At 70.6% G+C, this 24,530-nt stretch carries 25 protein-coding genes; 20 read left to right on the forward strand and 5 right to left on the reverse strand.

The window, feature by feature from the left end; translation table 11 throughout:
- Nucleotides 1-183: 183 nt before the first annotated feature.
- Entirely contained in the window at nt 184-609 is a 426-nt protein-coding gene (locus ALLO2_RS02840; protein WP_011434974.1) for a PLD nuclease N-terminal domain-containing protein, read from the reverse strand.
- Between the two features lie 386 nt (nt 610-995).
- Between ALLO2_RS02840 and ALLO2_RS02845 the strand changes: the two genes are divergently transcribed.
- From ALLO2_RS02845 to ALLO2_RS02880, 8 genes are all read left to right on the forward strand, one after another.
- Nucleotides 996-2,447, forward strand: a complete 1,452-nt coding sequence (locus ALLO2_RS02845; protein ID WP_023839804.1) for a menaquinone biosynthesis decarboxylase — start codon at nt 996-998, stop codon at nt 2,445-2,447.
- An 87-nt stretch (nt 2,448-2,534) separates the two neighbouring features.
- Complete coding sequence (gene mqnP, locus ALLO2_RS02850) at nt 2,535-3,482, forward strand: menaquinone biosynthesis prenyltransferase MqnP (protein ID WP_035729685.1); 948 nt, start codon at nt 2,535-2,537, stop codon at nt 3,480-3,482.
- A 14-nt stretch (nt 3,483-3,496) separates the two neighbouring features.
- Nucleotides 3,497-4,279 (forward strand): UbiX family flavin prenyltransferase, encoded by a 783-nt coding sequence (locus ALLO2_RS02855; RefSeq protein WP_023839802.1) that lies wholly within the window; start codon nt 3,497-3,499, stop codon nt 4,277-4,279.
- Nucleotides 4,280-4,509: 230 nt separating this feature from the next.
- The gene (locus ALLO2_RS26875; RefSeq protein WP_232234850.1) at nt 4,510-4,767 is read left to right on the forward strand and encodes a hypothetical protein; all 258 of its coding nucleotides are present in this window, start codon (nt 4,510-4,512) and stop codon (nt 4,765-4,767) included.
- A 113-nt stretch (nt 4,768-4,880) separates the two neighbouring features.
- Entirely contained in the window at nt 4,881-6,029 is a 1,149-nt protein-coding gene (mqnE, locus tag ALLO2_RS02865) for an aminofutalosine synthase MqnE (protein ID WP_035729522.1), read from the forward strand.
- Between the two features lie 12 nt (nt 6,030-6,041).
- Nucleotides 6,042-6,335: a hypothetical protein gene (locus tag ALLO2_RS02870; protein WP_011434980.1), complete on the forward strand. Its 294-nt coding sequence runs from the start codon at nt 6,042-6,044 to the stop codon at nt 6,333-6,335.
- 62 nt (nt 6,336-6,397) lie between these two features.
- Nucleotides 6,398-6,649: a DUF4229 domain-containing protein gene (locus ALLO2_RS02875; RefSeq protein WP_051868632.1), complete on the forward strand. Its 252-nt coding sequence runs from the start codon at nt 6,398-6,400 to the stop codon at nt 6,647-6,649.
- The gene (locus ALLO2_RS02880; RefSeq protein WP_035729688.1) at nt 6,646-7,521 is read left to right on the forward strand and encodes a menaquinone biosynthetic enzyme MqnA/MqnD family protein; all 876 of its coding nucleotides are present in this window, start codon (nt 6,646-6,648) and stop codon (nt 7,519-7,521) included. The genes ALLO2_RS02875 and ALLO2_RS02880 overlap by 4 nt, the downstream gene beginning before the upstream one ends.
- Nucleotides 7,522-7,552: 31 nt before the next feature.
- Here ALLO2_RS02880 and ALLO2_RS02885 read toward each other — a convergent pair whose 3' ends face one another.
- A complete protein-coding gene (locus ALLO2_RS02885) occupies nt 7,553-8,548 on the reverse strand; it encodes a helix-turn-helix transcriptional regulator (protein WP_035729525.1) in 996 nt (331 codons plus the stop codon).
- 575 nt (nt 8,549-9,123) lie between these two features.
- Between ALLO2_RS02885 and ALLO2_RS02890 the strand changes: the two genes are divergently transcribed.
- The 6 genes from ALLO2_RS02890 to cobA all read left to right on the forward strand — a co-directional run bounded on the left by ALLO2_RS02890 (nt 9,124) and on the right by cobA (nt 14,373).
- Nucleotides 9,124-9,609: a response regulator transcription factor gene (locus ALLO2_RS02890; RefSeq protein ID WP_035729690.1), complete on the forward strand. Its 486-nt coding sequence runs from the start codon at nt 9,124-9,126 to the stop codon at nt 9,607-9,609.
- 222 nt (nt 9,610-9,831) lie between these two features.
- Nucleotides 9,832-10,023, forward strand: a complete 192-nt coding sequence (locus tag ALLO2_RS02895; RefSeq protein ID WP_035729528.1) for a putative leader peptide — start codon at nt 9,832-9,834, stop codon at nt 10,021-10,023.
- A 60-nt stretch (nt 10,024-10,083) separates the two neighbouring features.
- Nucleotides 10,084-11,793: a nitrite/sulfite reductase gene (locus ALLO2_RS02900; RefSeq protein ID WP_035729531.1), complete on the forward strand. Its 1,710-nt coding sequence runs from the start codon at nt 10,084-10,086 to the stop codon at nt 11,791-11,793.
- Nucleotides 11,786-12,022 carry a hypothetical protein gene (locus ALLO2_RS02905; protein ID WP_011434986.1) on the forward strand — a complete coding sequence of 79 codons (237 nt, stop codon included), beginning with the start codon at nt 11,786-11,788 and terminating at the stop codon, nt 12,020-12,022. The genes ALLO2_RS02900 and ALLO2_RS02905 overlap by 8 nt, the downstream gene beginning before the upstream one ends.
- A gap of 101 nt (nt 12,023-12,123) precedes the next feature.
- Nucleotides 12,124-12,795 (forward strand): phosphoadenylyl-sulfate reductase, encoded by a 672-nt coding sequence (locus ALLO2_RS02910; protein WP_035729533.1) that lies wholly within the window; start codon nt 12,124-12,126, stop codon nt 12,793-12,795.
- A 60-nt stretch (nt 12,796-12,855) separates the two neighbouring features.
- Nucleotides 12,856-14,373, forward strand: coding sequence for a uroporphyrinogen-III C-methyltransferase (gene cobA, locus ALLO2_RS02915; protein WP_035729696.1), 1,518 nt, complete (start codon nt 12,856-12,858; stop codon nt 14,371-14,373).
- Here the strand turns inward: cobA and ALLO2_RS02920 are convergent.
- Together ALLO2_RS02920 and ALLO2_RS02925 are read right to left on the reverse strand one after the other, a co-directional pair.
- On the reverse strand, nt 14,339-14,812 hold the full coding sequence (locus ALLO2_RS02920; RefSeq protein ID WP_011434989.1) for a sirohydrochlorin chelatase: 474 nt from the start codon (nt 14,810-14,812) through the stop codon (nt 14,339-14,341). The two genes, cobA and ALLO2_RS02920, sit on opposite strands and share 35 nt — an antisense overlap.
- Before the next feature lie 102 nt (nt 14,813-14,914).
- Nucleotides 14,915-15,880 carry an NAD(P)/FAD-dependent oxidoreductase gene (locus tag ALLO2_RS02925; protein WP_011434990.1) on the reverse strand — a complete coding sequence of 322 codons (966 nt, stop codon included), beginning with the start codon at nt 15,878-15,880 and terminating at the stop codon, nt 14,915-14,917.
- A gap of 545 nt (nt 15,881-16,425) precedes the next feature.
- Here ALLO2_RS02925 and ALLO2_RS02930 point away from each other — a divergent pair.
- From ALLO2_RS02930 to ALLO2_RS02950, 5 genes are all read left to right on the forward strand, one after another.
- Complete coding sequence (locus ALLO2_RS02930) at nt 16,426-18,264, forward strand: serine/threonine-protein kinase (RefSeq protein ID WP_011434991.1); 1,839 nt, start codon at nt 16,426-16,428, stop codon at nt 18,262-18,264.
- A gap of 42 nt (nt 18,265-18,306) precedes the next feature.
- On the forward strand, nt 18,307-18,567 hold the full coding sequence (locus ALLO2_RS02935) for a hypothetical protein (protein WP_011434992.1): 261 nt from the start codon (nt 18,307-18,309) through the stop codon (nt 18,565-18,567).
- Nucleotides 18,568-18,708: 141 nt separating this feature from the next.
- Complete coding sequence (gene mqnC / locus ALLO2_RS02940; protein WP_011434993.1) at nt 18,709-19,896, forward strand: cyclic dehypoxanthinyl futalosine synthase; 1,188 nt, start codon at nt 18,709-18,711, stop codon at nt 19,894-19,896.
- Between the two features lie 24 nt (nt 19,897-19,920).
- A complete protein-coding gene (gene add / locus ALLO2_RS02945; protein ID WP_011434994.1) occupies nt 19,921-21,003 on the forward strand; it encodes an adenosine deaminase in 1,083 nt (360 codons plus the stop codon).
- Nucleotides 21,004-21,019: 16 nt separating this feature from the next.
- Nucleotides 21,020-21,742, forward strand: a complete 723-nt coding sequence (locus ALLO2_RS02950) for a demethylmenaquinone methyltransferase (protein ID WP_035729704.1) — start codon at nt 21,020-21,022, stop codon at nt 21,740-21,742.
- A 74-nt stretch (nt 21,743-21,816) separates the two neighbouring features.
- Here ALLO2_RS02950 and ALLO2_RS02955 read toward each other — a convergent pair whose 3' ends face one another.
- Nucleotides 21,817-22,536 (reverse strand): dienelactone hydrolase family protein, encoded by a 720-nt coding sequence (locus ALLO2_RS02955; RefSeq protein ID WP_011434996.1) that lies wholly within the window; start codon nt 22,534-22,536, stop codon nt 21,817-21,819.
- Nucleotides 22,537-23,107: 571 nt separating this feature from the next.
- Here ALLO2_RS02955 and ALLO2_RS02960 point away from each other — a divergent pair.
- Entirely contained in the window at nt 23,108-24,412 is a 1,305-nt protein-coding gene (locus ALLO2_RS02960; protein ID WP_011434997.1) for a geranylgeranyl reductase family protein, read from the forward strand.
- The last annotated feature ends 118 nt before the right edge of the window (nt 24,413-24,530 follow it).

The following is a 24,530-nucleotide window of genomic DNA, read 5'->3' on the forward strand; positions in this document are numbered from 1 at the left end:
TCCCCACGGCTGCTGCTCCCTGGTCCCGGCCTGGCCCCGCCGGGGAGAACGGGCGGGCCACCCGCAGCCTGCGGAGAACACCCCGCTCGGCCGCGTACCGGAACGACGGACCGCTGCTCGTCCCGGTGCGCGGAGCCGGTCAGCCGCGGGCTCGTGCCCCTGGATCCCCCGCGTCCATGCGGCTCAGCCGCGGGACGATGACGACGGAGGTCCGGCCTCGCCCTTGCGGATCCGGGCGGACAGCTCCCGCATGAAGTCCGGGTCGTCGTCGGGACCCTTCGGCCGGACGGCGGCCCGGCGGGTGCCCGTCCGCGCGCTGTACCGGCCGAAGCCGCCATCACGCCGGCTGTCGATGCCCCAGGACGATCGTTGCCCGAAGGCCGGATGGTCGGAGACCGGCCGGCGCAACGGCCGCTCGCCGACGCTGTTCGCGCGAGGTCGACCGAAGAAAAACCATCCGGCGGTGCCGAAGATACCAAGGAAGATCACTGCTACGATCCACGCGAGTTTGGGCATGATCCGAACCTCCTCGGGGGGTGTCCCGAAGACATCGATGATCGCGTAAGCCCAAACACCAATGATCACAAACGTCAGCGCGAGGCCCAGCACCGGCCGGTCGCTCCTTCCTGCTTTTCTTGATCGTTATGTCCGTCTTGGCCTGTCAGGTATGGAACATCCGATCCGCGGGCATCTAATCCCCGACCCGTGGCGAAACCCCCGACCCGTGGCGACGTCACGGACGGATGGCGCCACGGACGGGCGACCTCACCAGATGGGTCAGGCGAGCACGTACCGTCCGCTATGGCCCGCGACGGACGTACATGTCGTGGTGATGGCCGGCCCGTGTATCTCTAGTGTGCCTTCCGCGCCGGCTCCTCGTCCTCCCGGTCCGTTATCCGACGAGGCCGTGCCCGGGACGTGACGTGTTGAACTGGGATCGTGACCACCTGTGGGCGGTCGGGCATCCACCCGTGGCGACTGCGAGGATGGAGCTCATGGCCTGGGCGGATCTGCGTGCGTTCCTTGCTCATCTCGAAAGGCGGAAGGATCTGCGCCGCGTCACCGTACCCGTCGACCCGCGTCTCGAGGTCACCGAGATCGTGACCCGGGTGGTACGGGAGCGCGGGCCGGCTCTGCTGTTCGAGTCCCCGGCCGGCGCCGACATGCCGCTGGCGATCAATGTGTTCGGCACCGAGGAGCGGATGGCTGCCGCGCTCGGCGTCGAGGCGCTGGACGACATCGGTGAACGGCTCGGCGCGCTGCTGCGCCCGCAGCTGCCGATCGGCCTGTCCGGGTTGCGTGAGGCGTTCGGCAAGGCAGCGTCGCTCGCCTCGGTCCCGCCCCGCCGGGTCCGGACCGCGCCCTGCCAGGACGTCGTCCTCAAGGGTCCGGACGTCGACCTGTTCCGGCTGCCGGGGGTGCACGCCTGGCCGAACGACGGCGGGGCCTTCCTCAACCTCGGTCTGACGCACACGAAGCACCCCGAGACCGGGGCGCGTAACCTCGGGATGTACCGGTTGCAACGCCATGACGCACGCACCGTCGGCATGCACTGGCAGATCCACAAGGACTCCAACGCGCATCACGCGGTCGCCGAGCGGCGTGGGGAGCGGCTGCCGGTCGCCATCGCGTTCGGGTGCGACCCGGCGGTCACCTACGCCGCGTCCGCCCCCCTGCCTGCCGACCTCGACGAGTACCTGTTCGCCGGTTACCTGCGCGGCGAGCGGGTGGAGATGGTCGACTGCCTCTCCGTCCCGCTGCGGGTGCCCGCGAACGCACAGGTGGTGATCGAGGGCTGGCTCGAGCCGGGGGAGCGGCTGCCCGAGGGGCCGTTCGGCGACCACACCGGCTTCTACACGCCCGTCGAACCGTTCCCGGCGCTGCACGTCGACGTGATGACGATGCAGCGTGACCCGGTGTTCCAGACGATCGTGGTCGGTCGGCCGCCGCAGGAGGACGGTCCGATGGGCAAGGCCACCGAACGGATCTTCCTGCCACTGGTCAGGATGATGATTCCCGAGATCGTCGACTACGACCTGCCCGAGGCGGGGGTGTTCCACAATTGCTGCATCGTCTCCATCGAGAAGCGTTATCCGAAGCACGCGCAGAAGGTGATGAACGCGGTCTGGGGGGCCGGGCTGCTGTCGTTGTCGAAGCTGATCGTGGTCGTCGACGCCGACTGCGACGTGCACGACTACCACGAGGTCGCTTGGCGCGCCTTCGGCAACGTCGACTATGCCCACGACCTGATCACCACCATCGGGCCGGTGGACCATCTCGACCACGCCGCCTACGAGCAGTTCTGGGGCGGCAAGGTCGGTGTGGACGCGACCCGCAAGCTACCGAGCGAGGGTTACCGGCGCGACGGCGGCTGGCCGGAGGAGATCGTCATGGACGAGGCGGTCCGCGAACGGGTCACCCGCCGATGGAAGGAGTATGGCCTGTGACCGTCCTCCGTTTTTCTTGCCTAGCCAGAGGGACAAAAAGGACGCTGGGGCCTCTGGCTGGGCAAGGAACAAGGAGTGGTGATCGCGGTGAGTGACGCCGCGTGGGTGCCTGGCGCGTCGGAGTCGGTCGGGCGAGGGTCGGGAGCCGGCCCGGGACACGCCACCGGCCGGGTACGGGCGTTTCTGCGGCTCGTCGTCATCGAGCACTCGGTCTTCGCGCTGCCGTTCGCCTACATCGCGGCGCTCGCCGCCTCGTTCGCGGATTCCCGGTCGGTGCACTGGTCGGACCTCGCCCTCGTCACCGTGGCGATGGTCGCGGCCCGAACTTTCGCCATGGCCGCAAACCGGGTCATCGATCGCGCGATCGACGCCCGTAATCCGAGGACGGCGAACCGAGAGCTGGTCACCGGCGTGGTCTCGGTGCGTACGGCGGTCGTCGGCGCCGCGGTCGCGCTCGCCGTCTTCCTCACCGCCGCCGCGGCCTTGTCCTGGCTCTGCCTGCTGCTCGCGCCGGTCGCCGTCGCGCCGCTTGTCGTCTACCCCTACGCGAAACGGTTCACCGACTTCCCGCACGCCGTGCTCGGCATCGCCCAGGCGGTGGCCCCGGTCGGCGCGTGGATCGCGGTCACCGGTGAGTGGTCCTGGGCCGCACTGGTGCTCGGCCTTGCGGTCGGTAGCTGGATCGGCGGCTTCGACGTGATCTACGCCTGCCAGGATGCCGAGGTCGACCGGCGCATCGGCGTGCGTGCGGTGCCGGCCCGGTTCGGGGTGCGGGCCGCGCTCATTGGTTCCACGGTTACGCATATGATCACCTTTGCGTTGTTCATCGTCTACGGGCTGATGGACAACGCCGGTCCGTGGTGGTGGGCTGGGCTCGTGCTGACGGCGGCGGCATTCTGCTATGAGCACGCCATCGTGTCCCCGAACGACCTGTCGCGGGTCAACCGGGCCTTCCTCACCGCGAACGGATTCGTCGGCATCGTCTTGTTCCTCTTCGCCGTTGTCGATCTCGCCAGCCGTGGTCTGGCCGTCTGAGCATCGGATTCGTCATGGCCGATGTGTTCAGTGCCCCCGAGGAGGGGGCCGGAGCGCGCCTGCCGTGGGTGGTCGGGGTGAGCGGCGCCAGTGGAACCCCCTACGCGGCCGCGGTGCTGCGTGGCCTGCTGGCCGCTCGGCTGCCAGTCGATCTGGTGCTGTCCCGCGCGGCCCGCCTGACCCTGCTCGATGAGACGGGTATCGCCTGGCGTGACTCCGCCTGGGCGAAAGCCCTGGTCACGTGGCTGTCCATGCCCCTGGGCGGGGTGTCACCTCCGGAGGGTCTGTCGGCGCGGCTGGCCGATCGTGACGTGCTGGCCGATACGGTGTCCACCCTCGTCGCGGTACATGCCCCTGGTGATCTGGGGGCGCCGACGAGCAGCGGTTCGTACCCGACTCGCGGGATGATCGTCGTCCCGGCGAGCACCGCCTGCCTGGCCGGCATCACCCTGGGACTGTCCAAGGATCTGTTGCAGCGGTCGGCGGATGTCACGCTCAAGGAAGGCCGCCGTCTGATCGTCGTCCCGCGGGAGATGCCCTACACCCGCGCGACGCTGCGCCACATGCTGGACCTGCACGACGCCGGGGCGGTGGTGGCCGCGGCGAGCCCGGGGTTTTACGCGGGTGTGCGGACGGCCGGCGATCTCGTCGACTTCGTGGCCGGGCGGGTGCTCGACGCCGCCGACGTGCCGCACACGCTCTTCCGGCGTTGGACCGGCGAGCTCGGCGGCGCCCGCCGTGACCTGGCGGACCGCCGTGACCTGCTGGAGGTCGAGACGGCGCCACCGGCCGGGTGACGTCTGTTCCCCCTGGCGCAGGCCCCACCCGGACAGGCACAGTTGTCGGGAACGGGCCCCGACCGGGGCCGCGGTGCCGGCGGGATGAGGACGATATGGCGACGGGNGGGCGCGGACCGACGAGGAACCGGGGCCGGGGAACCGGNGGGGNGGACGGGGCCACGGCACGCAGATCCGCCTCGGCGCGGCCGGGTCGTCCCACTCGCGCCGAGCGGCCCGCGCCGCAGGACGTGAACCTGCGTGCGCAACTGCCGTATTTCCTGATCCGCGTCGCAGCCCTCGCCGTGATTACCGTGATCCTGGTGGCCGTCGGGCTGAACCTGCTGATGGCGCTGCTCGTTGGGTTCGCTGTCGCCGGACTGCTGACCTGGCCGCTCGGGCGGATGCAGCGCAGGGCCGCACAGCGGGCCGCTCAGCGCCCGGATGCGAGGAACGCCGGGAACGCCGGGAACGCCGGGAACAGCGGGAACAGCGGGAACGCCGGGTAGCCGCGAGTAGTCGGACGCCCCGCCGGATCGCGGGGCGGATCGCGGGGCGGCTGTGACCGGGCAGCCGTGCTCGCCTCCGAGGACACCGAGACCGGCGGGCTAGGNTGGNAGGNATGGATGNTGGGNTCAANCGGGNGATCGAGGNCAAAGTTTCCGCCGGCGAGAGACTGAGCCGTGCCGACGGGGAGGCGCTGTACGCCAGCGACGACCTCGTCTGGTTGGGCGGTCTCGCCCACGAGGTTCGCACCAGAAAGAACGGCGACAAGACCTTCTTCAACGTCAACCGGCATCTGAACCTGACGAACGTCTGCTCGGCGTCCTGCGCGTACTGCTCGTTCCAGCGCAAGCCCGGTGAGTCCGATGCCTACACCATGCGCATCGAGGAGGCTGTCCGGCTGGCGAAGGAGATGGAGCCGGCCGGGATCACCGAGCTGCATATCGTCAACGGTCTGCATCCGACGCTGCCCTGGCGTTACTATCCGCGCTCGCTGCGGGAGCTCGGCAAGGCGCTGCCCGGCGTCGCCTTGAAGGCGTTCACCGCTACCGAGATCCACTGGTTTGAGAAGATCAGTGGCCTGTCCGCCGATGAGATCCTCGACGAGCTCATCGACGCGGGACTCGAGTCGCTCACCGGCGGCGGCGCGGAGATCTTCGACTGGGAGGTCCGCCAGAAGATCGTCGGTCACGAGACGCACTGGGAGGACTGGTCGCGCATCCACCGGCTCGCCCACGCCAAGGGCCTGCGCACTCCGTGCACGATGCTGTACGGGCACGTCGAGGACCCCCGGCACCGGGTGGACCACGTGCTGCGGCTGCGTGAGCTGCAGGATTCCACGGGCGGGTTCACGGTCTTCATCCCGCTGCGCTTCCAGCACGACGCCGCCGGCGACCCGCGCAACCGGTTGATGAACCAGCCGATGGCGACGGGGGCCGAGGCGTTGAAGACGTTCGCCGTCTCCCGGCTGCTGTTCGACAACGTGGACCACATCAAGTGCTTCTGGGTGATGCATGGTCTCACCACGGCGCAGCTCGCGTTGAACTTCGGCGCCGACGACCTCGACGGTTCCGTTGTCGAGTACAAGATCACGCACGATGCGGACCGGTTCGGGACGCCGCACACCATGACCCGCGAGGATCTGCTCGCAATCATCCGCGACGCCGGCTTCCGCCCGGTCGAGCGGGACACCCGCTACCGGGAGATCCGTGTCTACGACGGTCCCGACCCGGCTCGGCGTGACGTCCCGACCTCGATCGACGCCTGACCGGTGGACCGGATGGGCACCGGGGAGGGGCCGGGGCCGGCCCGCGGATCCGAGGAGTCGCCGGCGCCCGGGGGTTCCGGGCCTGTCCGGCCCCACGGAGCACCCGGCATCGGATCGATCTTTGTGCTGGCCTTCCTGGTGATCCTGTTTCCGGGGGTGGCCGGGTATGTGGTGCTCGACTGGATCGGTCTGCCGATCGGTGCCGCCGGCCTGCTGGGTCTGTTCGTCGTCTTCCTGGGGCTGGGCTTCTTCCCGACCGTGCTGCGCCGGCTCGGCTGGGTGCCGACGAAGAGACGGAGGACGTGATGGCGCAATCGCGTAGGCGGCTGGTTTCGTGGCCACAGCGGGTTTCGTGGCCACAGCGGGCGATGCCCGACTCGCCGACCGAATCGGGCCAGGCGGGCGAGCGCGGCCTGCTCGGCATCAACCTGCGGTACTTCGCGGTACGCGTGGTGCTCTTCGGAGCGGTGCTGGCCGTGGTCCTGCTGCTGGGGGTGAACGGGCTGCTGGCCTTCGCCCTGGCCGTGGTGTTCAGCGGGCTGCTCAGCTATCCCCTGGCGTTGCGCCAGCGCCGCGCGGTCATCGAGGTCATGGAGGAGCGCCGGGGCGGACGGTGTTGACCGGAGCCGGAGCGGACGACGACGGCGATACCCAGGCCCGTCCCCGGGTGGGGCACATCCAGTTTCTGAACTGCCTGCCGCTGTACTGGGGACTGGTCCACTCCGGTGCTCTGCTCGACATCGAGCTGACGAAGGACACCCCGGACCGGCTGAACGACGCGCTGATCGTCGGCGATCTCGATATCGGTCCGATCAGCCTGGTGGAGTACCTCCGGCATGCCGACGAGCTCGTCGTGCTGCCCGACCTCGCGGTCGGCTCCGACGGTCCGGTCCTGTCCGTCGTGCTGAGCACGGCGGCGCCGCTCGCGGAGATCCGGACCGTCGCGCTCGGCTCGACGTCCAGGACCAGCGTGCTGCTCGCCCGGATGTTGCTGGAGGAGCGCCACGGCCTGCGACCGGAGTACGTGACGATGCCGCCGGACCTGCCGTCGATGCTGCGGGAGGCGGATGCCGCGGTGATCATCGGGGATACCGCGCTACGGGCGACCTACGACGCCGAGCGGGGCGGTCCGGACCATCCTCTCCGGCTCATCGATCTCGGTGCCGCCTGGCAGGAGTGGACCGGCCTGCCCATGGTGTTCGCCGTGTGGGCCGCCCGACGGTCCTTCGCCGAACGCCGTCCCGGGGTGGTCAAGGAGGTGCACGGCGCGTTCCGCTCCGGACTCGACCTGGCGCTGCGTGATGTGGACGAGGTCGCGGCGCGGGCGGCCCGTTTTGAGGTGTTCGACCCGGGCACGCTGGCCCGGTATTTCACCACTCTCGACTTTCGGCTTGGTGCGCGCCAGCAGGCGGGGATTATCGCCTTCGCCGGACGTGCCGCGCGGCGAGGTGATGTTCCGGCGCTGCGCGAACTGCGTTTCGCGGACGTCTGAGCGCCACTCAGGCCGGCGGTCGGAACCCCGCTCAGACCGGTGGTCGGAACGCGCGGGAGATACTGGTCGGCGGAATCGGAACCGCTCGGCGCGTACTCGCCGTGGCGAAGCGCGCGATACGGCCCTTNACCAGCGCGATCAACCGGGGCGGGGTGGCTCGCCCGCCCGGCGCGATCAGCATCTCGTCGAGAGTCTCGCCACCGGAATCATCCCCGTCGGCCAGAGCATACCTCGGAGCGCTGGGCTCACCTGGCGGCCCGGACCGTGGGTCCGGTGGCACGGGGGCCCCGGGGCCGTCGCCGGACACGATGCCGGGTTCGGTGCCGGGTTCGGTGCCCTCGCAGACCTGCCGGGCGGCCGCGTCGATGAGGCTGTTGACCGCGAGGGTCCAGGCCCGTAGTCCTTCGTGACCGGTCAGCTCGGTGAACACCGCCGCCTCGAGGCAGCAGGTGCTGGCTCCCGCGAGCTCGTCCACGTCCAACAGGGAGATGGCGAGCAGCCCGGCCAGGTGACCCGCGAGCATGAACAGCCGGAACTGCTGGTGCGGCAGCATGGGCGTGTGTAGCAGGTTGTCGACGACGTTCTGCTGCTCCAGCACCTGGGCGGTGACGTCCTGTGGATCGAGCCGATCGGCCTTGGCGATCAGATCGGCCACCAACCGATCGAGGTAGTCCAGTTCGGTGTCCGACCGGCGGTGGTCGAGCAGATCCGAAACCCGGCGGCGGGACTCCCGCTCCGGATCGGGCCTGCGACGCAGGCGTTCCGCCCGGGCGGCGACGGCTGCCTCACGCAGGTCGATGAGGGCGCCCCCGGCCTCCAGCGCCGCGTCGACTGCGGCGATCACCGGCCGGGAGGGGATGCCTCGGCTGGGNTGTTCGAGCTGACCGATGTACTGGCGGCTGTAGCCGGTGCGTCGGGCGAGCTCCTCCCGAGAGAGGACACGTTCACAGCGCCGCCGTCGGACCTCAGCGGGTAGCAGGTCTTCGGCGGTCGCCGCATCGTGCCGGCCTCGGCTCCGTTGCCGCATCTGTGACGTCCTTCCGCGTGGCAAGGTCCCGCCTCCCGAGGAGGGAAGCTCAGCAGTCGTGTGCTGTCTCTGCCCGCCCGCCTGACGGTCGCCCGCCCGATGGCCAGCAGAGAGTCACCGATAGTGATCAGATTACTCCAGACTGCACCCTAGTAGACTAGAGGTCAAAAGTCCCATACACATCCAGTTCCAATGATTACTCTCAGCTGTCGGGTGGCAGGCGAAGTTGNTCGGCGTCGCGCTTCGTGGTCGACCGATTGATCGTAGCGTGGAAGTCGTCCGTCGTACCGCGCCTCCGTCGAGACATTATGCCGACCTTCTTGGGTTATTGTTGGGAAACGCGAGCGTTGCCACGGAAGTGTTGGCAGAAAGCGGCGGAATCGCCGAGGGCTCGTCCGGACGGGCTATTCCCGCATGGTGTGCTATCGCGGCCGCGTCCAGGCTGCGGTGCTTCGCGACGGTCTGCGGGTATCGGCCTGATGGCCAACGTGGGTCATCCTCGGAAACCATCCTGAATGACGATGCGCGGGGTCGGGCGGGGCGCGTACAAAAGAATGGTGGATACCGGCCGTTCGGTGGATGCCGACACCGTCGGGCTCGTCGGGGAGAAGGCCGTCGGCCTGGCCGGCGGTTCCGCTGTGGGCCGTGGTTCCCCTCCGGGGGAGCAGGTGCCTCCGCCCGGTCCACGGCGCGTCGTCGTCGTTGACGACGCGGACGGCGTGCGCGAACTATTGTGCCTGTTGCTGGAGACCGAACCCGACTTCGTGATCGTCGGCGCCGCGTCCAACGGCGCGGAGGCGATCGACGAGGTCGTCCGCACCGAGCCGGACCTCGTGCTGCTTGACCTGGCCATGCCGGTCCTCGACGGCATCGCCGCCCTGCCGCGGATCCGGCGGGTCGTGCCGCGGGCCACGGTGGTGATTTTCACGGGATTCTCTGAGGATGCGTTGCTCGACCAGGTGCTGGAACTCGGCGCGGACGCCCTGCTGGAGAAAGGGCTGGCCACCGGTCCGCTGGTGGAGCAGCTTCGACGGCTGTGCGCCGTCCACCGGACGATCTGAGCGATCTTGCGACTGGCAGAATTGTTCATTTTCTCCACTGGCATGATAGAGTTTTATGTTCGGTGGCTGTCATGGTTGCCGCATCGGTCGCATCGGCCATGATGGACGATCTCGGGGCTGGCTGTCCGGTTTGTTGCAGTTTGGAGCAGCATGGCGGGTCGAAGTAGGCCGGACAGTGCCCCGACTTGCCCATCGGCCGTACTTCTGTGGAAACATGGGCTCGTGACTACGTGCGCCCTCGCTGGTGGGGTGCCGGTTGGGCAGGCGTCGGGCCTTCCGGTCGATGCCTCCCGCCGGCGCCGGGCTGCGTCGTCCCCCGCGGTGCCGTGCCTGGTGATCGAGCCGATGCTCGTCGCCCGTCTGCACGTCGACCTGCTGCGGGTTTCCAGCGCCGGCTGTCGCCGCCCCCGCTGACGTCTCCGTTCGTGGCGCCCGCTGTCGGCGCCGCGACTTCCTCGCGCACCGAGAGATCTCATGACTTCTCCTGCTCGTCCTGCCCGGTCCGCGCGCCCGTCCCGACCCAAGGGAGCGGGCCAGTGGGCGTTGGGATATTCCGAGCCGCTCAACGCGAACGAGCGGATGAAGAAGGACCAAGGCGGCCTGGAGGTGCGGGACCGCATCCTCAACCTCTACCCGCGCACCGGTTTCGACGGGATCGATCCCCAGGACCTGCGGGGCCGGTTCCGGTGGTGGGGTCTGTACACCCAGCGCCGGCCGGGGATCAGTGGCGGGCGGNCGGNGNTCCTCNAACCCNAGGAACTGGACGACTCCTACTTCATGCAGCGCATCCGGCTCGACGGCGGCCGGATGACCTCGGATCAGCTCCGGGTGATCGCCGACGTCTCCACCTGCTACGGCCGGGACGTCGCTGATGTCACCGACCGGCAGAACATCCAACTCCACTGGATCCGGATCGAGGATGTGCCGGCGATCTGGGCGGCGCTGGAGAACGCCGGCATGACCACCGCCGAGGCCTGTGGCGACACCCCCCGGGTGATCCTCGGTTGCCCGCTCGCCGGGGTCGACGGTGACGAGATCATCGACGGGAGCGAGGCGATCGACGAGGTCGTCCGCCGGTTCGTCGGCGACCCCACGCTGGCCAACCTGCCCCGTAAGTTCAAAAGCGCCATCTCCGGCTGCGCCGACCACTGCACGTTGCACGAGATCAACGACATCGCGTTCGTCGGGGTCGTCCATCCGGAGCTGGGAGCCGGCTACGACCTGTGGGTCGGTGGCGGTCTGTCGACGAACCCACGGCTCGGCGTGCGGCTGGGCGCGTTCGTGCCGCCGGCGCGGGTTGCCGAGGTCTGGCACGGCGTCGTATCGCTGTTCCGAGACTACGGCTACCGACGGCTGCGCACCCGCGCCCGGTTGAAGTTCCTGGTCGCGGACATGGGCGCCGAATGGGTGCGCGCGACTCTGGAGAAGGAGTACCTGGCTTCGGCGCTGCCCGATGGCCCGCCGCCGGCCCCNCCGCGCAGCGAGGGGCGCGACCACATCGGGGTGCACCGCCAGCGCGACGGCCGCAACGCCGTGGGGTTCGCACCGCGGGCGGGTCGGCTCAGCGGGACCACGCTGAGCGCGGTGGCGGACCTCGCCGACCGGTTCGGGCAGGGCCGCATCCGCGCCACGACGACGCAGAAGCTCGTCATCCTCGATGTCGCCGACGCGGACGTCAACGCGCTGGAGGCCGAACTCGGTGCGCTCGACCTGGTGGTCCGCCCGAGCGTGTTCCGGCGCGGCACGATGGCCTGCACCGGTATCGAGTTCTGCAAACTGGCGATCGTCGAGACCAAGGGTCGGGCCCGCGACCTCATCGACGAGCTCGAACGCCGGCTGCCCGACTTCGACGAGCCGATCGGGATCAACGTCAACGGCTGCCCCAACGCCTGCGCCCGCTTTCAGGTCGCCGACATCGGGCTCAAGGGCTCCCTGGTACCGGACGACGCCACCGGTGAGATGGTCGAGGGCTTCCAGGTCCACCTCGGCGGGCACCTGGGCACCAGGTCGCGGCTGGGCCGCAAGTCGCGTGGTCTGAAGGTGACCGCCGACGGCCTCGTCGACTACGTCGTCGCGGTGCTGGAGACCTACCGGGCGGACCGGACCGCGGGGGAGAGCTTCGCGGACTGGGCGGAGCGGGCCGACGAGGCCCAACTGACGGCGCTCGGTGCCGCAGATGGCTAGCGGTGAGCGGGTGGTGCCCTTCTACTGCCCGTATTGCGGCGAGGAGGACATCGTCCCGGACACGCCGCCGGAGGGCTCCGGCGCGGGACATGGTCACGGGTACTGGGCGTGCCGGTCCTGCCTGCGGGGCTTCCGGCTGAGCCTGACGGCCCTCGCGGTCGCCTCGGGCGGGACCGCCGTCATCACGGGCGGGGCGTTCGGCGCGGCGGAAGAGCAGGCGGCACGGTGATCGGCAATGGACAGCACCCGGGCGGCTGCCCGGTGGACGACCGCGGCATCCGCCTGCGGCGTCGCCGGAGCCGGGTTGCGTGACGACGAGGAGACGAGCTGATGGATGCCGCGTTGCAGGCCCGGGCGCTGCGGGCCGGGGACGACCTCGAGGGCGCGCCGGCGGAGGAGATCCTGCGCTGGGCGGTCGGGGAATTCGGGACGAAGCTGGCGATCGCCGCCTCGATGGCTGAGGCGATCCTCGTGGACATGCTCGCCCGGATTCGGTCCGACGTCCCCGTGGTTTTCATCGACACCGGTTATCACTTCCCCGAGACCGTCGGTACCCGGGACGCGGTGGCCGGAACCTACGACCTGCCGATCATCAGCGCCCGTCCGCAGCTCACCGTCGTCGGCCAGGACGCCGTCTACGGCCAGGACCTCTACCGGACCGACCCGGACCTGTGCTGCCGGATGCGCAAGGTCGTTCCGCTGGATCGGGCCCTGGCGCCCTACCGTGCCTGGGCCGCGGGGTCGCGGCGGGCGGNGNCGCCCNGCCGGGCGAAGCTCCGGGNCGTCGACTGGGACGCCCGACGGGGCAAGGTGAAGATCCACCCGCTCGCGGCTTGGACCGACGAGGACGTCGAACGCTACGTGGCCGAGCACGGCGTCATCGTCAACCCGCTCCTCTCCGATGGTTACGACTCGGTCGGCTGCTGGCCGTGCACCCGGCGGGGCGCCGGCCGGGAGGGCCGGTGGGTCGGTTCGATCAAGACGGAGTGCGGCATCCACTGACCTCCTCGGGCCTGCCGGCTGCCGGTGTTCGAAGGCAACCGAGCAGGTACGGTGCACGCCGTGACGGACGGGCGAAGTGTGGGTGAGGTCTGGCTGGTCGGCGCGGGTCCGGGCGATCCCGGTCTGCTCACCGTTCGCGGCCGTGAGGTGCTGGCGAACGCGGACGTCGTGGTCACCGACCGGCTCGCCGCGGCCGTCCTCCTCGGCGCCGCCCCGGCCGGCGCCGAGATCATCCACGTGGGCAAGAGCCCGGCCGCCCCGTCGTGGACCCAGGAGGAGATCAACGCGGTCCTCGTCGACCGGGCGCGCGCCGGTGCGCGCGTCGTCCGCCTCAAGGGCGGCGATCCCTACATGCTCGGGCGAGGCAGCGAGGAGGCGCAGGCCTGCGCCGCGGCGGGGGTCGCGTGCACCGTCGTGCCCGGCGTCACCTCGGCGCTGGCCGTACCCGCCTGTGCCGGCATCCCGGTCACCCATCGTGGTCTCGCGCAGGAAGTTGCCATCGTCTCGGGGCACCTGCCACCCGGCCATCCGGAGTCGACGGTGGACTGGGCCGCTCTCGCGGCCTCCCGGGCGACCATCGTCATCCTGATGGGGGTGGCGCGTCTCATGGACATCGCCGACGCGCTGCTCACCGGCGGTCGCCCCGAGGCGACGCCGGTCGCGGTCATCGAGCGCGGGGCGACCCCGGCGCAGCGGGTCCTGCGGACCACCCTGGACGCGCTGGCGATCGACGCGATCGCGGCCGGTGTGCGGTCTCCCGCGGTGATCGTGGTCGGAGAGGTCGCGGCGCGCCGGGACGCGCTGGCCTTGGAGGCGGGGCCGCTCACCGGGATCCGGGTACTCGTGGCCCGTACCCGGCCGCGGCCGGGTCTGCTGGCTCGCCGGCTGCGGCAGCTGGGCGCGGATGCGGTCGAGACCGTCGTTGCCCGGCCCGCGCCGGTCGAGGACGCCGGTGCCGCGCTGGTGGCGGCGCTGCCGGGAGCGGGCGGCCTGCTGCTGGCCGATGCGGACGAGGTCGCCGCCGTGGTGACCCTGCTGCGTCGAGCCGGCACCGACGTGCGGGCGTTGGCCGGCCTGACTCTCGTCGCGGCCCGCGAGGACGCCGCGGAAGCGCTTGACGGCCTGGGCCTCGCCTCGGTGCCCGTCGCCGAGCTGTCCACGGATCCGCTGTCCGCGGATCCATCGTCGACCGGTCCCGCCGGTCCGACCGGCTCGTCGCGGGTGCTGATCGCCGGCGCGGCGGACCCGCCGGACGCGGTGTGTTCCCTGCGCCGGGTGCCGCTGCTCACCGACGTGACCGCCGAGCCGGATCCCCGGATCGCCGAGGAGCTCCGGCATGGCGACTTCGACGTCGCGGTCTTCGCGTCGTCCACCGCCGCCCGCGGCACCGCCGAGATCTACGGACCTCTCCCGCCCGATCTGCTCATCGCGGCGATGGGTCGACGCAGCGCGCTGGCCTGCGCGGCGGCGGGCATGCGGGTGGACATCGTGCCCACCGAACCCGGGGTCCATCCGCTCGCGGCCGCCGTCGCGGACTTCGTCGTCACCAGCCGGTCCACCGGCTCGCCTGGGGGTTGATCTTCAGGGTGGCNGCATCGGCTTCGCGGACCAGGAGACGCAGGGTGTCGTCGAGTCGCGCGCGGACCGCGTCGACGACGCTCGCGTGCAGCCCGAGCGGCTCCGACAGCACCCATCGGGTCGTCGGGTGCCGGCACCGGGCGCCCTCCAGTGCCGCCGGGATGTCCCGGCGGGTGTGGTTGCCGTCGAACAGGAAGAACGGGTAGGCGACGATTTCGGTGCATCCCGCGTCGGCCAGCGTGGCGTACCCGGTGGCGATGTCGGGCTGGGCGATTTCAAGGAAGGCGGCTTCGACCGCCCCCCACGTCCATGGCGCGGCGGCATGGCCGGGATCGACCACATGGCCGGGATCGACCAGGAGCCGGTGGGCGAGTTCCCGAACCGTCGCGTTCGCCTCGTCCCGCCGGGATCCGTGACCGATCACCAGTAGACCGCGCATGTTCCCAGTGTGCGCCGCGGGTCCGCCGGTGCCCGGTCGGAAACGGCCACATCCGTCGGCCGCATCCGTCGGCCACGCCTGTCGGCCACGCCCGCCGGGCGCTCAGCCGCCGGTGCCGTCGTCGGAGCTGTGCCCCGGGAAGATCTTTGCCGACGGGTCCACCAGCGGCGCCGCGTTGTTGACCGCCGTCGCGGCCTCCCCGAAACCCGTCGCGATCAGGCGGACCTTCCCCGGGTACTCGGTGATGTCGCCGGCCGCGAAGATCCGCTCGACCCCGGTCGCCATCGTCGGGTCGACGACAATGTGCCGCTTGTCAATGGTCAGATTCCAGCGGGTCAGCGGTCCGAGGTCGGCGGTGAATCCGAGCGCGGCGACGACCGCCTGCGCGGGTCGGACATGTCGGTCGCCGGTGCGGGTCTGCACCAGTTCGACCTTCTCGATCCACTCCTCACCGTGGACCATGGCGACCTCGGTGAAGGTCAGGATCTCGACGGAGGACGCCTCGACCCGCTCGACTGTGGACATATGCGCCCGGAACCGGTCCCGCCGGTGCACGAGGGTGACCGAGCGGGCGATCGGCTCCAGGGCCAGCGCCCAGTCGAAGGCGCTGTCCCCGCCGCCGACCACGATGACGTCCTGGCCGGTGTGGACGTCGAGCTTGGGCACGAAGTAGACCAGGCCGCGGCCCAGATGCGCGGTGCCGGTGGGCAGCGGGCGGGGGGCGAAGGTGCCGAGACCGCCGGTGATGACGACGACCTTGGCGCGTACCCGAAGGCCCTGGCTGCTGGTCACCACCACGGCGTCCGGCTTGTGGGCCAGCTCGGCGGCCTGCTGGCCCAGCAGGTAGGTGGGGGAGAACTGGTTCGCCTGGATCAACAGGGCGTCGATCAGTTCCCGCCCCCGGACGGCCGGCAGACCCGCGATGTCGTAGATCACCTTCTCCGGGTACATCGCGGTGACCTGACCGCCGGCCTCGGGCAACGAGTCCATGAGCGCGACCGACATGCCGCGGAATCCGGCGTAGTAGGCGCCGTAGAGACCGGCCGGACCGGCGCCTACGATCAGCATGTCGACGTCGGTGTCGACCGGGGACGTCCCCGACCGCACGGCGCCGGTGACGCTCGCTCCGGCCGCGGGGTCGGTCTCCGTGACCGCGTTCGCGGGCTGGTGCGCATCGGCGGACTGCGTGACCACGGGTGACTCCCTAGGCTTGGCGGCCGACCGGCGCTGTCGGGGCAGCCGGTCGGTAGCAGTGGATGTTCCCTCCCTCATCCTGCCGGAGACACACCTCACCCGCCTTCATCCGCGGAATGGTGAGTCGTCGACCACCTGTGGTTGTTGTCGACCACCTGCGGTCTCCTCGGATACGGCTGGCGGGAACGATCGGATCCGCCGCGTCGGCTGGCGGACAACGCTCGACATCGATTTACTCGAGAGGGTTAGCGTGACTTCCGCGCCGTTGCGGATGCCCGTAGGGACTGGGCGACGACGGACTGTGGCGTGATGATGGGTTCATCTCCCTGCACGGGGAGACAATTGCGGCACCGGTGACGGCTCCCAGGCCGGAACGGTACCTGGGCCGCGGCCGGAGGTATAACACGGGCGGGAGAACAGTGACGGAACGATCGGCGCGTCGGGTTTCGCCTATCGGCGGATATCCGGCCGAGGCGCCGCATCCCGATGATCCGACCACGATCGGTGTTTACCAGGTCGTCGGTCGGCTGGGCGCGGGTGGGATGGGAACGGTGTTCCTCGCCCAGGACGCGGCCGAGAAGTTCGTTGCGATCAAGGTGATCAGGTCGGACCTCGCCGCCGACCCGGAATTCCGGGCACGTTTCCGGGACGAGGTGGCGGCCGCTCGGCGGGTCGCGCCCTTCTGCACCGCCCAGGTACTCGACGCCGATCCCGACGCGCGTCGTCCTTATCTGGTCACGGAGTACATCGACGGCGTCCGGCTTGATCAGGCCGTCACCGAGTCCGGTCCGCTGCCGCTGTCGACACTGCAGGGCGTGGCGGTCGGCGTGGCGTCCGCGCTCACCGCCATCCACCGGGCCGGCATCGTGCACAGGGATCTCAAACCGAGCAACGTCATGCTGTCGTACTCCGGCCCCCGGGTCATCGACTTCGGGATCGCCCGCACGCTCGACATGACGAAGGGCCGCACCCAGACGGGTCTGGTCCTCGGCTCGGTCGGCTGGATGGCGCCCGAGCAGATGGAGGGCGCTGCGCTCGGTCCGGCGGTCGACGTCTTCGCCTGGGGACTGCTGATCGGCTACGCGGCCACCGGCGGTCACCCCTACGGCCACGGCACCTACCTGGAGATGTCGGAGAAGATCCTGACGGGTCAGCCGGACCTGCGGGCCATGCCGCCGGATCTCACGCCGATCGTCCGGTCCGCGCTCGCCCGCGACCCCCGGGACCGGCCCTCCACCGAGAACCTGCTGCTCACCCTACTCGGCGAACGCGGCCGGGCCGGTGACGCGCGGGACGCCGCGACCGCACTGCTCGACGGGACCTGGCCACGGGGGCGCAGTACCGCCGGGGCTGGGGCGGCCGCGCTCGCCGGGGGTGCCGGGGCCGGTTGGCCGGATCCGACCCACGTTGCGACCCCGTATGAACAGCGGCGCTGGTGGGAGAATGAGCCCCGGCCCCTCGGCGGCGACCGTTGGTGGAACGACTCGGCCCGCGACAGGCCCCCGCCGGCCGGTCCGCCTGTGCCGCCACCCGCGCTGGCACCGCCACCGGCCGCCGACCGTGCCGCGGGCCCGCGGCACGGGGTGCCGCGGGCCCGTCGACGGCGCCGCGGCGGATTCGTCCAGTACGACGATGAGGCCGACGGGAACGGCCACCGATCGGGTTTCGACAATTCCGGCGAGGGGGGCCATCCGCCGCCGGCGCCGGACGCCCGCCCGAGGCACGGCGGCCAGCCCCGGGTGGATTCTCCGCACGCCGGTCAGCCCTACCCGGACCAGGCCCACGCGGGTCGGCCCTACGCCGGTCGGCCCTACGCCGGTCAGCCCTACGCCGGCCGTGCCGCGGAGGCGGCACCGTCTCCCCAGGCGCCGGCCCGGCCCCGCCCCGTGGCCCAGCAGCGGCCCCCGTCGGCGCCCGCGGGTCCCGCGCCTGCCCCGGCCCCGCGGGTGGCCGAGGCGCGGCCGGCGCCGCGCGGACGCGCGCCGGCTCCCTACGCCGAATCGGTGCCGCGACCGCGTCCCCGGCGTCGGTTCCGGCTGCGGATCCCTTTCAAGCGCACGATCCTGTTCGTTCTTGTCGTCCTGCTGCTGCTCTCCGCGGCGGACCAGATCGCCTTGATGGTCGACGAACAGCGCCAGCGGTTGTGGAACAAGGTCGTCACGTCCGTCAAGGATGACACCCATGACCAGCTCGACAGCCTGTGGAACCGGGTGAGGGACACGTTCGGCGGCTCCTCGGGCGGGTCGTCGAACGGGTGACCGGCAGGCGTAAACCCCTGCCCGGATAGGTACACCGTTGTCATGGCCAGTTTCTCGAACAAGATCACGGACTTCCTACACAGCCCGAAGACCAAGGAGATGGTCAACAAGGCCAAGGCCGCGGCCAACCGGCCGGAGAACCGGGCCAAGATCAAGCAGCTCCAGGCGAAGCTCACCAGCCGCGGCCACGGTCACCACGACGCCGGTCCCGCCAGCCCGGCCGGCTCCTCGACAGCCGGCTACACTGACGCCACCCGTGGTGGCTCCAGCCCGGTGGACCCGAGGACGCGATCCGGACACTGACCGTTCATCCCCCGCGTCGCGCGGAAGGCTCCGACGGCTACCCTGGGAGGATCGCCGAAGGTGATTCGACGGAGACCCCGAACGGCGCCCGATGCCAGGGGTCCCCGCGTCGCGCCGAAGGCGCTACGCGGGGAGGGCCGTATGGATGTCGATGGTGAGATTCCGGTGGGTCGGGGTGGTGGCGAGATCCGGTCTGTGCTGGACCGGGCCGCAGCCGGCGGGCGTATCTCCGCGGAGGAGGCGCTGCTCCTCTATACGAGGGCGCCGCTGCACGCGCTCGGCGGCGCGGCGGACACGGTCCGTCGGCGCCGTTTCCCCGATGGCATCGCGACGTACATCATCGACCGGAACATCAACTACACGAATGTCTGCGTGACCGCCTGCCGGTTTTGCGCCTTCTACCGCGCTCCGAAGCATGCCGAGGGCTGGGTCCGCGACGTCGAGGACATCGTCGCCAAGTGCGGGGAGGCGGTCGAGCTCGGCGCCACGCAGATCATGCTGCAGGGCGGGCACCATCCCGACTTCGGCATCGAGTGGTATGAGCGTACCTTTGCCGCCATCAAGAAGGCATATCCCCAGTTGGCGCTGCACTCGCTGGGCGCCAGCGAGGTTGTGCACATCGCCCGGACGTCCGATCTGACTTTTCCCGAGGTCATTACCCGGCTGCGGGACGCGGGCCTGGACAGCTTCGCGGGCGCGGGAGCGGAGATTCTCACCGAACGGCCCCGGCAGGCGATCGCTCCGCTGAAGGAGCCCGGTCACGTCTGGCTGTCCGTGATGGAGACCGCCCACAACCTCGGCCTGGAATCCACCGCCACCTTCATGATGGGCACGGGGGAGACGAACGCCGAGCGCATCGAACACCTGACGATGATCCGGGACGTCCAGGACCGGACCGGCGGGTTCCGTTCGTTCATCCCCTGGACCTACCAGCCGGAGAACAATCATCTCGGCGGGCGCACCCAGGCGACGACCCTGGAGTACCTCCGCCTCGTCGCGGTCGCGCGGCTGTTCTTCGACAACATCACGCACCTGCAGGGCTCCTGGCTGACCACCGGCAAGGAGATCGGCCAGCTCACCCTGCACATGGGCGCCGACGACCTCGGCTCGGTGATGCTGGAGGAGAACGTCGTCTCCTCCGCCGGGGCGCGCCACCGCACCAACCGGTCGGAGCTGATCTCCCTGATCCGTGCTGCCGGCCGCATCCCCGCTCAGCGCGACACCCGCTACCAGCACCTCGTCGTGCACCGCGACCCGGCGCAGGACCCGGTTGACGACCGGGTGGCCTCGCACTTCTCCTCCACCGCGCTACCGCTCATCTCCGCGTAGCCGGGCGCACCATACAGTGACCGGGTGAGTGACCCCTCCGGATTCGCGGTCCCGTCCCCGACCGGGCCGAAGATCGAACTCCACGTCCATCTGGAGGGCACGGTCCGTCCCGCCACCCTGCTGGAGATGGCGCGCCGCAACTCCGAGGCGCTGCCTGCCCGCACGGTCGAGGGCCTCGCGGACCTCTACCGCTTCCGCGACTTCGACCACTTCCTGAAGGCCTGGATCCTCACCACCCACGTGATGCGGACGGAGGCCGACTTCCGCCAGGTGGTCGTCGACTACGCCGCCGAGGCGGCCCGGGCGGGCGCCGTCTACCTGGAGGGCATCTTCTCGCCCTGGTTCCGGGTCCATCGGGGGGTCCGCGTCGAGGAGATCTTCCACGGCTACGCCGACGGGGCGATCGAGGCCCGGGAACGCTATGGCGTCGAGGTGCGCCTCACCCCGGACATCGAGCGGGTGCTGCCGGTCGAGGCCGCGATGGAGGTGGCGCGGTGGGCGGTGCGGTTCGCCGATCGCGGTGTCGTCGGCATTGGGCTCGGCGGACCGGAGGTCGGTCATCCCCCCGAGCCGTTCGCGCCGGCGTTCGCACTGGCCGCCGACGGCGGGCTCGCCGCGGTCCCGCACGCGGGGGAGACGGCGGGCCCGGTGTCCGTACGGGGCGCGCTCGACGCGCTGGGAGCCAGGCGGATCCGGCATGGGATCCGGGCCGCCGAGGACCCCGAGCTGATGCGACGGCTGGTCGATCAGGGGATCGTGCTGGACGTCTGCCCGGTGTCCAACCTGCGGACTCGGTCGGTGGCATCCCTCGACGACCACCCCTTGGCGGCGTTGCTGCGGGCCGGGGTCGCGTGCTCGCTTGCCACCGACGATCCCGCTATGTTCGGCACCGATCTGGAGACGGAGCACGCGGTCGCGGCAGGGCTCGGTGCCCGGGCCCGCGACCTGTACACCGCCGGGGTCGCGGGCGCGCTGTGCGACGAGCCGACCCGCACGCGGCTGCGGCGGATCGGCGAGAGCACCGACTGGGACACCGTCGAGAGGGCCGCCCGCGACGCCTCGGCGGCGGCCTCGGCGCGGTTCGGCGGCGGGGAAGGGGCATGGTGAGCGGGGAAGGGGCATGGTGAGCAGAGCGGGACTCGACAAACGTCCGCGGGACGTCGCGTCGATGTTCGACGGGGTGGCCAACCGGTACGACCTGACCAACACCGTGCTCACCGGCGGGCTCGACCGGACCTGGCGGCGCGCCGCGGCGGGCGCGCTGGACCTGCGGCCGGGGCTTCGGGTCCTCGACCTCGCCGCCGGGACGGCGACCTCGTCACGAGCCTTCGCTCTCGCCGGGACCGATGTGGTGGCCTGTGACTTCTCCCTGGGGATGCTGCGGGCCGGGCAGCGTCGGCTGGCGTCGCGGCCGTTGCCGGGGGAGGCTGGGCGGATCCTGCTGACCGCCGGGGACGGGCTGCGGCTGCCGTTCCGGGACGAGACCTTTGACCGGACGACGATCTCGTTCGGTCTGCGCAACGTCGCCGACACGTTCGGCTGCCTCACCGAGCTGCGTCGGGTGACCCGTCCGGGCGGGATGCTCGTGGTGTGCGAGTTCAGCCGCCCGGTCTGGGCGCTCTGGCGGACGGTCTACGTCGAGTACCTGATGCGGGCCTTGCCGGCCGTGGCCCGCGCGGTGAGCAACAGCCCGGACTCGTATGTCTATCTCGCCGAGTCGATCCGGGCCTGGCCCGCCCAGGCGGAGCTGGCTGGCCTGCTGCGGGAGGCGGGCTGGTCCCGGGTCGGCTGGCGCAACCTCACCGGCGGCGTGGTGGCGTTGCACCGGGGTCACGTCCCGGACTGACGGTCCTGGACCGGTCATGGTGCTGGACCGGTTATGGTGCTGGACCGGCCGGCGCCACGGCAGGCGGGGTGGGCTCAGCCGGGAACATGCGAGTCGAACCAGGTCAGCATGCGTGACCAGGCGTCCTTCGCCGACGGGCCGTGGTAGGCGCCGGCGCGGGCGTCGTTGTGGAAGCCGTGCCCGGCCTGTGGGTAACGGACGATCTCGGCGGGCACGGACGCCTTCCGTGTCGCCGCCCGCAGGTCCTCCACCTCCGAAGCGAGGATGCTCGGATCCTGGTCGCCGTACAGGCCGAGCCACGGTGCCTGCAGGCGGTCGGCGAGATCCAGCTGGGCGGGTTCCCCGAAGCGGCGCATGGTGATCCCGCCACCGTAGAAGGTGCTCGCGGCGCCGAACGGCCGGGCCACCGCAGCCTGGAAGGCGATGCTCCCGCCGACGCAGAAGCCCACGACGGCGCAGCGGTCGATGGCGGTGCCCTCCTCGGCGAGGATGGCCAGCGCGGCGTCGATGTCGGCGAGAAGGTCGGTGCCGTTGAGCTCATCGAGGATCTTCACCGCGGAGGCGAGGTCGTCGTAGTCGAAGACGGGCGAGCCCGCGCGGTGGAACAGGTCGGGGGCGATGGCCCGCCAGCCCGCGCGCGCGAACCTCGAGCAGACATCGGTGATGTGCTCGGTGAGGCCGAACGCCTCGTGGAGGACGACGACGCCGCCGCGTGCGGGACCATCGGGTTCGGTGAGCGTGGCCGGGGCGGGCCCGTCGGGGGTGGGGATGACGACGGTCTCTGCGGTGGTCATCGCGTTCTCTCGTTCCCAGTCCGTGCTGCTTTGGGTGACGGTGTTCGGGTGACGGCGTTCGGGTGATGATGCGTCCGTGTCGTCGGGACACCGGCGGCGACCGCGGACGAGCCACCGCGTTTCGGGTGACCTGTGGAGGGACTACCCCGCACGGGCGCTGATCCCACCCCGGGGGCGAATATGGGCCACCGGCGGGCGGTGGGGCCCGGCTTCGTGGTTTCTCCGTTGCGCTTCACGCTCCGGGCGAGTGTTGCGGACCGACACCAGGCGGGTGAGCTGGCCTGATCCAGGCTGATCGGGCGAAGATTTTNCCCGCCGCTCACGATGGCGATCGGCGGCCGAGCCCCGGCGGCGGGCGNCCGGCGCCGCGAACTATCGCTCACGGTAACGATAGGGTGTACGAAATCAACCCGTCCGTTCTTCGCAGCATCCTGGTTGGTGCGATTGACCTGTGCAAGGCCTACACTCGCCGGGAACGCTCGTGAAGAATTTCACGAGCACNCAGGTGGAGGGCCCCCGGTGGGGCGCCCCCGGGACGAGTGGTCTAGCAGATCCGGAGCAATTCGTGACCATGGCGACGACAAGGGCTGATGGTGCGGCCGGCCGGTCGAAGGCCGACGCCGACGTCATCGTGGTCGGCGCGGGTCCGGGTGGCTCCTCGGCCGCCTACCATCTCGCCAGCGCCGGGCTCGACGTGCTCCTGCTGGAGAAGACGACCTTCCCCCGCGAGAAGGTCTGTGGCGACGGGCTGACCCCGCGGGCCGTCCGCAGCCTCGTGGACATGGGTGTCGACACCTCGCCCGTGGCCGGATGGGCCCGTAACCGGGGGCTTCGCATCATTGGCGGCGGCGTCCGCCTGGAGTTGCCCTGGCCGGAGCTGGCGAGCTGGCCCGACTACGGCCTGGTCCGTCCGCGGCTTGACTTCGACGATCTGCTGGCCCGCCACGCGGTGAAGGTTGGTGCCCGGCTGCACGAGGGGACCGCCGTGACCGGTCCGCTGCTCGACGAGCGCACCGGACGGGTCGTCGGCGTGCACGCCAGGACCGGCACTGACCGGGCACCTGTGACGTTCCGGGCGCCATTGGTCGTCGCGGCGGACGGTAACAGCGCCCGCATCGCGCTCGCCCTCGGTATCCGCCGCCGGGAGGACCGGCCGCTCGGGGTCGCGGTCCGCCGCTACTACCGCAGCCCCCGCACGCACGACGACTTCCTCGAGTCCCATCTGGAACTGTGGGAGGGCAGGCCGCGCGAGAGCCGACTGCTGCCCGGCTACGGCTGGATCTTCGGGGTCGGTAACGGCACGAGCAACGTGGGCCTCGGCCTGCTGAACACCACGGACGCCTTCCAGAACACCGACTACCGGGACCTGTTGCGCCGCTGGCTCGCCGCATTGCCGCCGGAGTGGGGATACACCGAGGACAACGCCATCGGCCCGGTGCGTGGCAGCGCCCTGCCGATGGGCTTCAACCGGACCCCCCATTACCGCGACGGCGTGCTGCTGGTCGGTGACGCGGGCGGGATGGTGAATCCCTTCAACGGCGAGGGCATCGCCTACGCGCTCGAATCCGGTCGGTACGCCGCCGAGATCGCCGTGCAGGCCCTCGCCCGCCCGGATGGTCCGGCGCGGGAGCGGGCACTCGGCCAGTACCCGGAACTCATGCGGGCCCGGTACGGGGGCTATTACACCCTGGGCCGGTTCTTCGTCCAGCTCATCGGCAATCCGACGATTATGGCGTTCGGTACCCGCTACGGGTTGCCGAGACCGGTCCTCATGCGTTTCGTTCTCAAGATCATGGCAAATCTCACCGACCCCCGGGGAGGGGATGCGATGGACCGGCTGATCAACGCGATGACCCGGCTCGCTCCCGCGGCCTGACGTGTCCGAAATGGCCACTGGTTCCGCGGACCGAGTCCGGACCGTTTGCGGTCCGTTCACCGGCGAGCCGTTTCACCCCAACGTCCGGTAACAAACTCTCGAAGGAGAGGAGTTCGGC

The organism is Frankia sp. Allo2, assembly GCF_000733325.1.
Classification (GTDB): domain Bacteria; phylum Actinomycetota; class Actinomycetes; order Frankiales; family Frankiaceae; genus Frankia; species Frankia casuarinae.

Excerpts from the sequence above, each read along its gene's own strand:
- ALLO2_RS02845 (WP_023839804.1), top strand. The coding sequence starts at position 996 with ATGGCCTGGGCGGATCTGCGTGCGTTCCTTGCTCATCTCGAAAGGCGG.
- ALLO2_RS02855 (WP_023839802.1), top strand. The coding sequence starts at position 3,497 with ATGGCCGATGTGTTCAGTGCCCCCGAGGAGGGGGCCGGAGCGCGCCTG.
- ALLO2_RS02870 (WP_011434980.1), top strand. The coding sequence starts at position 6,042 with ATGGGCACCGGGGAGGGGCCGGGGCCGGCCCGCGGATCCGAGGAGTCG.
- ALLO2_RS02875 (WP_051868632.1), top strand. The coding sequence starts at position 6,398 with ATGCCCGACTCGCCGACCGAATCGGGCCAGGCGGGCGAGCGCGGCCTG.
- ALLO2_RS02905 (WP_011434986.1), top strand. The coding sequence starts at position 11,786 with ATGGCTAGCGGTGAGCGGGTGGTGCCCTTCTACTGCCCGTATTGCGGC.
- ALLO2_RS02925 (WP_011434990.1), bottom strand. The coding sequence starts at position 15,880 with ATGCTGATCGTAGGCGCCGGTCCGGCCGGTCTCTACGGCGCCTACTAC.
- ALLO2_RS02935 (WP_011434992.1), top strand. The coding sequence starts at position 18,307 with ATGGCCAGTTTCTCGAACAAGATCACGGACTTCCTACACAGCCCGAAG.
- mqnC (WP_011434993.1), top strand. The coding sequence starts at position 18,709 with ATGGATGTCGATGGTGAGATTCCGGTGGGTCGGGGTGGTGGCGAGATC.
- ALLO2_RS02955 (WP_011434996.1), bottom strand. The coding sequence starts at position 22,536 with ATGACCACCGCAGAGACCGTCGTCATCCCCACCCCCGACGGGCCCGCC.
- ALLO2_RS02960 (WP_011434997.1), top strand. The coding sequence starts at position 23,108 with ATGGCGACGACAAGGGCTGATGGTGCGGCCGGCCGGTCGAAGGCCGAC.